A 10902-nucleotide genomic window follows, 5' to 3' on the forward strand; every position below is an offset into this window, starting at 1 on the left:
CTGGTCTAACGAATAAAAGTTTTTTGCTTCTTTTTTACAAAAAAGAAGTACTTTCCTTTACTTTACACCCTCGCAGATACGCAGCGACTCGCGTTGCCGTGTCTTCAGGCACGTGCAACGCGAGCTTCGAGCGCCGCCAGAGAACATCTTCAACCTCGCGCACCCATTCATGGGCGACAAGGTAATCGAGTTCGGCCGCGGTGAGACCGCCGCCATAATCCACTCCGAGATCGGCCGTGGTGCTTGCGTTGCCCAACACGCGCTCGGCGCGGGTGCCGTAGGCGCGGGCGAGGCGGTGAAGCAGCGGGGCCGGCAGGGATGGGTATTTCCGTGTCAGGGTTGCGAGGTAGGCATCGAAATCGGCGCCCGGCATATCACCGCCCGGCAGCGCGGCGCCGGCGGTCCAACTGGTGCCGATCGGGCGGCCCATCGCGGGCAGAAGTTTCTCGAGCGCGTGTTCGGCGAGTTTGCGGTAGGTGGTGATCTTGCCGCCGAACACCGAGAGCAGGGCGGGTTTGCCGTTGCCGCCTTCGACATCGAGCACATAGTCGCGTGTGACGGCTGAGGCGTTCTCGGCGTGATCATCATACAGCGGGCGGACACCGGAATAGCTGCGCACGACATCGGCCGCGGTGATTTCCGTGCGGAAATAGCGCGAGATGCTTTCGCAGAGGTAATCGGTTTCGGCCTTGGTGATCTCGACCTTGGACGGATCGGCCTCGTAGGGGATGTCGGTGGTGCCGATCAGGGTGAAATCATGCTCATAGGGCACCGCGAAGATGATGCGCTTGTCCGGGTTTTGCAGGATGAAGGCGAACTCGCCGTCGTAGAGTTTGCGGGTGATGATGTGGCTGCCCTTGATCATCCGCACGGTTTTTTGCGTGTTGCGACCGAGCTTGGCGCTCAGCACCTCGCCGACCCAGGGGCCGGCGGCATTGACCATGGCGTGCGCGGTGATGGTTTCACGCGCGCCGGTGGCACGGTCTTCGATGTCGGCGCGCCAGAGCGCACCGTCGGGGCGGGCGGTAATCAGTTTTGTTCGGGTTCGAACATCGGCGCCATGTTCGGCGGCGTCCATCGCGTTGAGCACGACGAGACGGCTGTCTTCGACCCAGCAATCGGCATAGGTGAAGCCGCGGCGGTTCTGCGGTTTCAGCACGGCGGCGGCCGGATGCGGGCCGAACGTCACCGCGCGCGACGCGGGCAGGCGTTTGCGCTTGGCCAGATGGTCGTACAGGAACAGCCCGGCGCGGATCATCCAGGCCGGGCGCTGGTCGGCGGAGTGGGGCAGGACGAATTCGAGCGGCCAGATGATGTGCGGGGCGATGCCGAGGAGGCGTTCGCGCTCCATCAGCGCTTCGCGGACCAGGCGGAACTCGTAGTATTCCAGGTAGCGCAGCCCGCCGTGGATCAGTTTGGTGCTGGCCGATGATGTGTGGGATGCGAGATCGTCCTGCTCGACCAGCAGAACGGACAGGCCGCGTCCGGCGGCGTCGCGCGCGATGCCGGTCCCGTTGATGCCGCCGCCGATGATCAGCAGGTCGATCGGGGCGCTCATGAGCACCCGCCGTCACGTCGAACTATAAAATATTCGGAATATGTCATGGAGTTGACCATGTTCGAACCATTTCCTCAAAATTATTGTTGAAATGCTCGTATCAGGGCTGATCAATGTTCGCAAGCGAAAAAAATAGTGAGGTCGATCGTTGGGTCCGCGCTTTCGACGACCATGAAGCGTCTCGGCGCCGCTGTGGTGGTTTGCCAAGATGTTGCGGGCGCGGCATCTGTGCCCATCACGGCGGTCGCGTTCCGCCGCTTATTGCAGGAGACGACACTGTCCGACCGGCCCACCACCTTGAACCGACTGAGCGAGATCGTCGCCTTGGTCGGATCGCGCGGTTTTCAGACGATCGATGCCCTCGCGCAGCATTTCGATGTAACGGTGCAGACCATACGGCGTGACTTGAATACGCTGGCCGCCGAGGGGCGGATCAGCCGCTATCGCGGCGGCGCTGGATTGCCCTCGAGCATCGAGAACATGGAATATGCCCGGCGCAAAGTGGTTAATCTGGCTGCCAAGCAGCGGATTGCCGTGCAGGTGGCGGCGGATGTGCCGGAGCGCGCCTCGCTGTTCATCAACATCGGGTCCACCACCGAGCAGGTGGCGCGCGCGCTGCTCGATCACCAGCATCTGCGCATCATCACCAATAATCTGAACGTCGCACGCATCCTGAGCGAGAACACCGATTTTCGGATCGTGCTGACCGGCGGCATGGTGCGCAACGGCGATGGCGGCATCACCGGGCAGGCGACTCGTGACATGCTGGACCAGTTCCGCGCCGATATCGGCATCATCGGCATTTCCGGCATCGATGCCGATGGCGGATTGTATGATTACGATATGGACGAGGTGATTTGTTCGCAAGCGATCATTCGCAACGCCCGCCGTGTTCTGTTGGTCACTGATCATACCAAATTCGGCCGCCCGGCGTTGATGCGCGTGGGCACGCTGTCGCAGATATCGGCCCTGTACACCGATCAACCGCCACCGGCGGCGATGATCGCCCTGCTGGCGACACTCGGCGTCGAATTGCACATCGCACCGCCGGAGGCCGGCGGCGCGGCATGAACTGGCGCGATCTTGTGCTGGTGGCCGTGTCGTTCGCGGCCGGCGCGCAGAATGCGCTGGCGGGCGGCGGCTCGTTTCTGACGTTTCCGGCGCTGTTGTTCGCCGGGCTCGATCCGCGGGCCGCGAACATCACCTCGACCATCGCGCTGTTCCCCGGACAGGTCACGACCGGCATCGCCGGGCGCAATTTGGTAACCGGCGCGGCCGGGCTGGGGTTTGCCACGCTGTTCGGCATCAGCCTGGTCGGCGGCGCGCTTGGGGCGGTGCTGCTGCTGACCACGCCGGCCGGTGTGTTCGCGCGGATGGTGCCGTTTCTGGTGCTGTTCGCGACGATCGTGTTCGCCTGGGGCAGTTTCGGCCGGCGCCCGGATGCATCGATGGCGTCACGGTTGGGCGTGCGGGGTGCGATGGCGGCGCAATTTCTGATTTCGATCTATGGCGGATATTTCGGCGGTGGCATCGGTATCCTGATGCTGGCGGCGCTGACCGCTGCGGGCGTTGCGGTGCGCCAGGCCGGGGCGACCAAGAACGTGCTGGCCGGGGTGATGAACGCCGCTGCCGTGGTGGTGTTTCTGTTCCGCGCGCAGATCGCGTGGGGCTTGGTGCTGTACGTCGCGATCGCGGCGGTGCTCGGCGGGCAAGTCGGCGTGCTTATGCTGCGCCGGATCAACGAGCGCATCCTGCGCGGCGGCGTGGTTCTGGTGGGGCTCGCGCTGACAATCGGCTTGTTCATCGACATGCGCTGACCCATAATCGGGTGATGGATGAACCGAGCACACAGGTATTGAGCGGCACCGTGGCGCTGGTAACCGGTGCCAGCCGCGGCATCGGCGCGGCCACCGCGATCGGGCTGGCGCGGCTTGGTGCGCATGTCGTGATCGCGGCGCGCGACGACGTTGGGCTCACCGCCACCGATGATGCGATCCGCGCCCTTGGTGGCGAGGCGACGCTGCTGCCGGCGGATCTGACCAAGGGTGATGTGACTGATCAGATCGGCATCAGCCTGTACGAGCGGTTCGGCCGGCTGGATATTCTGGTGCACGCCGCCGCCACGGCCGGACGGTTGTTGCCGGTCGGGCAGATCGACCAGACCGACTGGGAGCCCGCGTTCGGCATCAACGCGACCGCGACGTGGCGGTTGATTCGCGCCTGCGGCGGTTTGCTGCGCGATGCGCCATATGGTCGGGCGGTGGCGTTGGTCCGCAATGGCGCGCCGGCCGCCTATGCCGGGGTGGTCGGTGCATCGATGGCGGCGCGACGCGATCTGGTTCTGTCCTGGGCGGCGGAAGTCGCGCGGACCCGGTTGCGGGTCAATTTGTTCGACTCGGCGATGCTGGCGGCTGAACCTGCGGCCGCGCGTCTGGTTGCGATGAGTCTGCCAAGTGAAATGCGCCACGGCACTGTCGTGACCGGGCGCACCGACACGTAAACGCGTTTACATGGTCGAGAGAATTGCCGGTGCGAGCGCTGCCAGCTTGGCGGCGGGGTGCGATGGATTGCGGAATCGCATGGCGCTGTCGGTGCCGATCTCGGCATAAAGCTCGAAGCGCGAGGCGCAGGTGACCGCGACGACGATGCGCGCTTCCGGGAACGTAAGGAACTGCCGTGCCTCGCCTTCCAGCGTCAGATGATCGCGCAGCAGGGTCCATTCCAGGCGATCGGTGTCTTCGATGAACATGGCCAGAATCCCCGGGCGCGTGCCGGTGAGCCGGGTCGGTGCCAGGGCGGCGAGGCGCTTGCGCATGGCGACGGCGATTTCATTTTCACTGCCGGCCCGTGCGGCGAGCACGAAAAGACCATTGCCGGCGCCGGTGACCGCGAGATTGGCTTCCGGGCCGAACTCGTGGCGCAGCTTGTTCATCAACCCGTTCTCGCCAGCCTGGGCGGCGGCGAGCATCAACGGGTCGAGCCGCAGCACGGCCGCTTCGTCGTGATCGGAGCGTTTGGCGGTCGAGAGCATGGTGTTGATGCGTTGATGCAGGGCTGCGAGGGCGTTGGTGCCATCGGCCGCCGCGGCATCGCGCAAGCCTTGCGGCAGCGTCATTTTCAGGAGGTAACGGCCGGGGTGGGCGGAAAGCCACGTCTGCAGGTCGGGGTCGATCCGGTCCATCAGACGCATCCAGGCGGATTGATGCACCAGCCGGCCTTCCTCGGCGGAGAGCGTGTCGCATGCGATTTCGGCGGTGACGCCGTCGCGGGTGATCAGCAGGTCGAACGGCGCGCCATCCTCGAATCCGGCAAACTGAACATCGAAGCCGGCGGCTTCATGCAAGATGGCGGTTCGATGAAGATGTAGTAAGGGGATCAGCGTCGCCTCGCCGGTTAGCGCGGCGGCGAGGGCGGCGCGGAACCGCACCTTGCCGGCGGCGTTCAGCCTGGCATCGAGCGCGGAGAGCCCGGCGACACGGCTGGCGAGGCTGGTTTCGAGCGCCGACATTTCGCGCCCAAGGCGGCATTTTTCGGCTGCAAATTCAGCGGCATAACGCTTGGCAACCAGCTTGCCATAACGCGCACCGGCCCCGACATTGGCCTGTAACGCTGACAGCCGATCCGCCCAGAATTTTCGGCCGGCGACCGAAATGATCGACTTGATGTCTTTCGTGCGCTGGATCGGTGTGCGTGTCATATTCATGATACGTGTATACTACAGGTCGGATGGTCCTTTCGCTATCACATTTGTGTGATAGGCAACCCCCCGGGTACGAATTCGCCACATTGGGCGCGGTGGCGCAGCCAATGATCCGCCAGCACGCAGGCCATCATCGCCTCGCCGACCGGCACGGCCCGGATGCCGACGCAGGGGTCGTGCCGGCCTTTGGTCTGGATATCGACCTCGGTGCCTTCGGCATCGACGCTCGCGACCTCGGTCAGGATCGAACTGGTCGGCTTGACCGCGAAGCGCACCACGATCGGCTGACCGGTCGAAATGCCGCCCAGCACGCCGCCGGCGTGATTGGCCAGAAAGCGCACGGAGCCGTCGGGGTTCATGCGCATTTCATCGGCGTTCGCTTCGCCGCGCAGGGCGGCGGCGGCAAAACCATCGCCGATCTCGACCGCCTTGACGGCGTTGATGCTCATCATCGCACCCGCCAGATCGGCATCGAGCTTGGCATAGATCGGCGCCCCCAGGCCGGGTGGCGCGCCGCTCGCGGTGATTTCGACCACGGCACCGACCGAGGAGCCGGATTTGCGGATGGCATCGAGTTCGGCCTCCCACAGGCGGGCGGCGAGCGGGTCGGGGCAGAAGAAATCGTTGCGATCGATCTCGGCATCGTCGAACCGGCTGCGGTCGATGCCGTGCGGACCCATCTGCACCAACGCGCCGCGGATGATGATGTCATCGCCCAGGATTTTGCGGGCGATGGCACCGGCCGCGACGCGCATGGCGGTTTCGCGCGCCGAGGATCGTCCGCCGCCGCGCGGGTCGCGAATACCGTATTTCCAGTGATAGGCGATATCGGCATGGCCGGGGCGGAACCGGTCGGCGATATTGGCGTAATCCTTGCTCCGCTGGTCGGTGTTCTCGATCATCAGCGCGATCGGCGTGCCGGTGGTCTGGCCCTGATAGACGCCGGACAGGATTTTTACGGTGTCCGGTTCGCGGCGCTGGGTGGTGAAGCGCGACTGGCCGGGGCGGCGGCGATCGAGAAACGGCTGGATATCGGCTTCGGACAGGGCGATGCGCGGCGGCACGCCATCGACCACGCAGCCGATCGCGGGGCCGTGGCTTTCGCCCCAGGTGGTGACACGGAACAGATGGCCGAAGCTGTTATGCGACATGCGGGTTTATAGGCGTGCGCGCCCGCCGCCGCCAAGCCGGCCGCTTGTTTGCAGTATCAGCGCGAGACCAAGGGCGGCCAGGGCGAGCAGGCAGGCGAGGCGTGTGTGGCGCGGACGGTAGAAAAACCGGATGCGGCTGCGCCCGGCGGGCAGCGCGATCGCCTGGAACAACGGACCGTGCCGGGCGATGATGACGGGGTGATGACCGATGATGGCGTGCCAACCGCCGAACCAGGCTTCGCGGCGGATCAGGGTCGCGGGTGCTGCGCAATCGGTGGTGACGCGGTTCAGGCTGGCGTTGGTGATCGTGCAGCCGGGTGCCGTGTAGAAGGGCGCGGCGCCGGGCAGGCGGTAGATCCACATGGCACGGTCGCGGTAGATCAGGCGCGGCGCCGGGTTCGGCTGCGGCGCATCGAAGCGCAGATGCGGCGCGGTGATGGTGGTGCCGGCGATCCGGCCCATCCAGAGCACCACGGCGTTGCCGGATGGGTGGGTGAATTTGTAGTGCAGCGCCGTGTCGGGCGGGATGTGCAGCGGATGGTCCAGTGCGATCGGCAAGCTCGCGTTGTCGGCGGCGTGATCGAGGCTGGCCTCGCCGGTCGCGCAGTTGCTGCCGGCGCAGAGCGTGACATTCAATGGCCCGGTCGAGGCGCCGTCATAGGTGCCGATCTGGACGCCGATGGTGCTGATCCGCTGGGGCACCGGCGTGCTCGCCGGCAGGCTGCCCTGGATTGTCGCGCTGCCCTGGAGCGAAGCGCCGGGCACGCTGGTGGCATCGAGCATCAGGCGCGTGCTGTCGCGGAACGGATCGAGGCCCGGTGGGGTCAGGATGGCGGTGACCCCGATCGCACGGAAGGCAGCGAGGTGGCTGCGCAGGGACGCGGCCTGGGCGGCGAGCGGTGCTGCGGGTTGCAGGCCGAGGGCGGTATTGCCGAAGTCGATCCAGGCGGCGGCGACCGGCAACTGGTTGGTGTTGATCGCGGCGAGGCGATCGGCGGCGGGATAATCCGGGCCGAACGGTCCCAGTGTGAAGAACCGGCCGAGTCCTTGGTGTGCTTGCAGAAAGCGGATGCCGCCGGTCGCTTGTTCGCTCGACCATGCGGCGGCGGCCTGACCGGATGCCATGGTCGCCGTGGCATCGCCCAGTGCGAGCAGTGCGAGCATGATCGTGGCAGGCCGGCCTGGTCGTTTGGTCATGATCGCGAGGCAGGCCAGTGCGGCGGCGAGTTCGGTGCCGCAGGCGACCAGGGCGAAGCGGTGGTCGAACTGGCTCGCGTGGTACCAGGCCAGCAATTGGGTGCGGTGGGGCAGGGTGACGATCAGGATCAGGCCGAGGCAGATGGCCCCGGCGATCGCGGCGGTGCGGCGGGGCAGGGCACCGCGGCGCTGCCAGTGATCGAGCGCGAGGCCGACCATGATGAGCAGGGCGAGATCGAGTGCCGGGGTGACGAAGCGGATCGCATCCGTCGTGCCGACGAAGGGGATCAGGTTGAACGTCTTGCGCGCCAGATCGATCCCCTCGATCCGGAGCATCCCGAACGCGATGATGCAACCGAGCATGATGGCGCGGCCGCGTTCGCGGTGGCGTGGGATGATCGCGATCAGCGCGATGGCGATGGCGATGATGCCGAACCAGGTGCCGGTCTGCCACCAGGCATTGTCGATCGGGCCGGATGCGGTGGCGGCGAGCGCGGGGGGAATCGGCCCCGCGATCGGGCCGACTATGAAGGGCAACACCGACAGCATGGCCGAGGCGGGCCACGCGATGAGGGAAAAATATCCGTCATGCGGGCCGTAGTAGGATATCCGCACGTAATCGGCGAAGGGGATCAGCAAGGGGGCGGCGAGGGCGAGGGCGAGGATCAGCCCGAACATGATCTTGCCCGCGAGGCGGGAGCGATCCGCCCCCGCCAGGGCGAGGGCGCGCAGGGTCCACGCCGCCGCGAGCAGGCCGCCGAAATAGGCGGTTTCCGGATAGCCGGCATAGATCATCGCGGCGGTCGCGAAAGCGATCAGGCCCCAGCCTTGCGGGGTGTGGGTTCGGGCGGCGCGGGTGGCGCGTTCGATGCCGAGCAGCAGCAGCGGCATGAACGGCAGCGGGCCGGCCGCGTGCGGCACCAGGAAGAAAATGCCGCTCAGCCCGTAGAGCGCACCGGCGACGAAAGCGGCGAACCGCGTGGTCCCGAGGTCGAGCAGCAAAGCGTAGAGCGCGGCGCCGCTGAGGCTTTGCAGCACCAGCCGCAGGATCAGCCAGCCGTGGGCGAGGCGGAGCAGCAGCACGAAGGGCAGAAAGAACGACAAGGTCTGCATTTCGGCCGCGAGCGGCATGCCGACCCCGGTATAGGGGTTCCACCAGGGGATGATGCCGGCGAGCCAGTCCTTCGCGCTCAACATGCCTTGAGCCTGGGTGATCAGGCCGATGGTGGGGTCCGCCCAGGTCGGTGAGCCGGGTGCTGGGAACGGGCCGGTGTGCAGACCGAGGGTGAGACCGCGATAGAACAGCGCCGGATCGGCATGCATGATGCCGAGGATCAGCAAAAGGTTCGCAAGGCAGGGCAGCGCGATCAGGCCGGCCAGCGGTCCGGCGTGCCGTGCGGCCGTTTTCATGGCGACGGGGCGGGGTGGAGTCGCGCCATCGACAGGCAATCGATCAGCACGCCATCGCGCAGCGCATAGGCACGCTGGCATCCTTCGGTCACGAAGCCGAATTTTTCGTAGAGCGCGATGGCGCGGCGGTTGTCGGTGAATACGTTGAGTTCGATCCGCACCAGGCCCAGCCAGTTGTCGGCCAGATCGATCAGCGCAGCCATCAGCGCGGCGCCGGCACCCTGGCCTTGCCAGGGATCGGCGACGTTGATGCCGAGACCGGCGACATGCGCGCGCCGGCCGGTGTAGCGGTTGAGACTGGCGGTGCCGACCAGTTCGGTGCCGGCTTCGGCGACGACGAGGTGATTATCGGGTCCGAGCTTTTCGAGAAAGGCGACGCTGGTGGCGGTCTGGCTGAACGGCAGTGCGAGGGTGCCGTGCCGCACGCCGGGCAGGTTTCGGAGCGCGGTGATTGCGGCGGCATCGTCCGGCCGGGCGGCGCGGATGGTAAAGCGGGGTGGGTTGGTGGGGTTCATGCAGCGGGGCTATCGGGCGGCCGCGCGGTCGTCAATGCAATGGAAACGAAAACGCCTCCGGTGAACCGGAGGCGTTGGGTCCCCACCCATTTTAGCCTAATCGTGGTTTCAGGCGCGGTTGCGGCGACGCAGAACGAGGCCGAGGCCGACCAGCGCGGTGCCGAACAGGGCGAGCGAGCCGGGTTCCGGCACGTTGACGGTGCCGGGGATCACGAACACGCGATCGACCAGGATGTCTTTGGCGGTTGCGGTCGATCCGGTGAAGGAGAAATCGACGGCGTAATTGCCCGCGGTCGCGATGTTGGCCGTACCGTAAACGAGCGTCCAGGTGTTGGTGCCATCGGCCTTACCGATCGCAGCGACGCTGGCGTCGGAGATCAGGCTGGTGCCGGCGACGGTGCCGCTGAAGGTTGCGTCGTTCGGGTTGCCGTAGCCGTTGGCCGGTACGTATACGTCGAATCCGATGCTGTAGGTGCCGGCGTTCAGAGCGATGGTCTGTGACAACGTCTGGGTGCCGGTATCGGTCGAGAAATAGGCGGCGTGACCGCTGCTGATATCCGGGCTGCCGGTGGTCAGCATATCGTTCGCGACGGCCTGGCCGTAGGCGCCTGTCGGGTAGTTGCGCGCAACGTTATCGGTGGCGATGACTTCTTCATTGCTCGTCGTGGTGCCGGCGCCGCTGTCGGACATGGTCCAGCCGCTGAATCCGTTGCCGAACGAGCCATTGGTCAGGAGGTTGGCGCCGGCGAAGGCTGAGGTGCTCGACATGAGGATCGCGGCAGCGACCGAGCCGGTGAGAAGAAGGGTTTTGAAAGACATGCTGGACTCCGTAAACGACAAGAATTCTGCAGTGGAACTCACTGTGGGTTAGATTAAAGCATGTTTCATGCCAATAAAAAATATTGAGTTATTACAACGAGATATGGAAAAAACTGCAAAGCGTTTCTCCCAATGTGTAAAATTTCCTGACAGTTTTTGTTCGCAAATCGTTGCCGGGTAGCGGTTGGGTGCGATCGTTTCGCTGGGGTGGGGGCGGGAAGGCTTCTTTTTTGTAAAAAAGAAGCAAAAAACTTTCCGACCCTGGGGCACGGGCGTTTTCAAAGGCACGGGCCCAAATGAACAAAGTTTTTTTTGCTTCTTTTTTGTTCACAAAAAAGAAGAACTTCCCTTGTCTTTTTGTGTTTTTTGTTGCGTTATCGTAACGAATAGGACGTGCGAAATCATGGCCCCTTCCGCCAGAGTTTTTTGACGTTGAAGGAGGGGATGAAGGGTTGGTGCCAGGGTGGCACGGGCGGTTGGGGTGGGCCGAGGATTTCGTGGAGTTGTTCCGGCGTGAAGTCGATGCTGCCGTCGGGGTTGATTTTGTATTGG

Annotated in this window: 9 protein-coding genes; 3 read left to right on the forward strand and 6 right to left on the reverse strand. The window is 64.9% G+C overall.

Going from position 1 to position 10902, the window contains the following annotated elements:
- Positions 1–34: 34 nt before the first annotated feature.
- Entirely contained in the window at positions 35–1558 is a 1524-nt protein-coding gene (gene glpD, locus BW994_RS06265) for a glycerol-3-phosphate dehydrogenase (RefSeq protein ID WP_051657398.1), read from the reverse strand.
- A 276-nt stretch (positions 1559–1834) separates the two neighbouring features.
- Between glpD and BW994_RS06270 the strand changes: the two genes are divergently transcribed.
- The 3 genes from BW994_RS06270 to BW994_RS06280 are packed head-to-tail and all read left to right on the forward strand — an operon-like array spanning position 1835 to position 4058.
- Positions 1835–2629, forward strand: coding sequence for a DeoR/GlpR family DNA-binding transcription regulator (locus tag BW994_RS06270; protein ID WP_051657406.1), 795 nt, complete (start codon positions 1835–1837; stop codon positions 2627–2629).
- Positions 2626–3375: a sulfite exporter TauE/SafE family protein gene (locus tag BW994_RS06275; protein WP_051657397.1), complete on the forward strand. Its 750-nt coding sequence runs from the start codon at positions 2626–2628 to the stop codon at positions 3373–3375. The genes BW994_RS06270 and BW994_RS06275 overlap by 4 nt, the downstream gene beginning before the upstream one ends.
- Positions 3376–3389: 14 nt before the next feature.
- Positions 3390–4058, forward strand: coding sequence for an SDR family NAD(P)-dependent oxidoreductase (locus tag BW994_RS06280; RefSeq protein WP_035229104.1), 669 nt, complete (start codon positions 3390–3392; stop codon positions 4056–4058).
- Between the two features lie 6 nt (positions 4059–4064).
- Here BW994_RS06280 and BW994_RS06285 read toward each other — a convergent pair whose 3' ends face one another.
- The 5 genes from BW994_RS06285 to BW994_RS20130 form a co-directional block, all read right to left on the reverse strand.
- Positions 4065–5261: a hypothetical protein gene (locus BW994_RS06285; protein WP_029312264.1), complete on the reverse strand. Its 1197-nt coding sequence runs from the start codon at positions 5259–5261 to the stop codon at positions 4065–4067.
- A 38-nt stretch (positions 5262–5299) separates the two neighbouring features.
- Positions 5300–6409, reverse strand: a complete 1110-nt coding sequence (aroC, locus tag BW994_RS06290; protein ID WP_029312263.1) for a chorismate synthase — start codon at positions 6407–6409, stop codon at positions 5300–5302.
- Positions 6410–6415: 6 nt separating this feature from the next.
- Positions 6416–9016 carry a hypothetical protein gene (locus BW994_RS06295; protein WP_029312262.1) on the reverse strand — a complete coding sequence of 867 codons (2601 nt, stop codon included), beginning with the start codon at positions 9014–9016 and terminating at the stop codon, positions 6416–6418.
- Entirely contained in the window at positions 9013–9531 is a 519-nt protein-coding gene (locus tag BW994_RS06300; protein WP_029312261.1) for a GNAT family N-acetyltransferase, read from the reverse strand. The genes BW994_RS06295 and BW994_RS06300 overlap by 4 nt, the downstream gene beginning before the upstream one ends.
- Before the next feature lie 108 nt (positions 9532–9639).
- The gene (locus BW994_RS20130) at positions 9640–10350 is read right to left on the reverse strand and encodes a PEP-CTERM sorting domain-containing protein (RefSeq protein ID WP_029312260.1); all 711 of its coding nucleotides are present in this window, start codon (positions 10348–10350) and stop codon (positions 9640–9642) included.
- Between the last annotated feature and the right edge of the window lie 552 nt (positions 10351–10902).

Source organism: Acidiphilium rubrum, assembly GCF_900156265.1.
Lineage (GTDB): Bacteria > Pseudomonadota > Alphaproteobacteria > Acetobacterales > Acetobacteraceae > Acidiphilium > Acidiphilium rubrum.

Excerpts from the sequence above, each read along its gene's own strand:
- glpD (WP_051657398.1), bottom strand. The coding sequence starts at position 1,558 with ATGAGCGCCCCGATCGACCTGCTGATCATCGGCGGCGGCATCAACGGG.
- BW994_RS06275 (WP_051657397.1), top strand. The coding sequence starts at position 2,626 with ATGAACTGGCGCGATCTTGTGCTGGTGGCCGTGTCGTTCGCGGCCGGC.
- BW994_RS06280 (WP_035229104.1), top strand. The coding sequence starts at position 3,390 with ATGGATGAACCGAGCACACAGGTATTGAGCGGCACCGTGGCGCTGGTA.
- BW994_RS06285 (WP_029312264.1), bottom strand. The coding sequence starts at position 5,261 with ATGAATATGACACGCACACCGATCCAGCGCACGAAAGACATCAAGTCG.
- aroC (WP_029312263.1), bottom strand. The coding sequence starts at position 6,409 with ATGTCGCATAACAGCTTCGGCCATCTGTTCCGTGTCACCACCTGGGGC.
- BW994_RS06295 (WP_029312262.1), bottom strand. The coding sequence starts at position 9,016 with ATGAAAACGGCCGCACGGCACGCCGGACCGCTGGCCGGCCTGATCGCG.
- BW994_RS06300 (WP_029312261.1), bottom strand. The coding sequence starts at position 9,531 with ATGAACCCCACCAACCCACCCCGCTTTACCATCCGCGCCGCCCGGCCG.
- BW994_RS20130 (WP_029312260.1), bottom strand. The coding sequence starts at position 10,350 with ATGTCTTTCAAAACCCTTCTTCTCACCGGCTCGGTCGCTGCCGCGATC.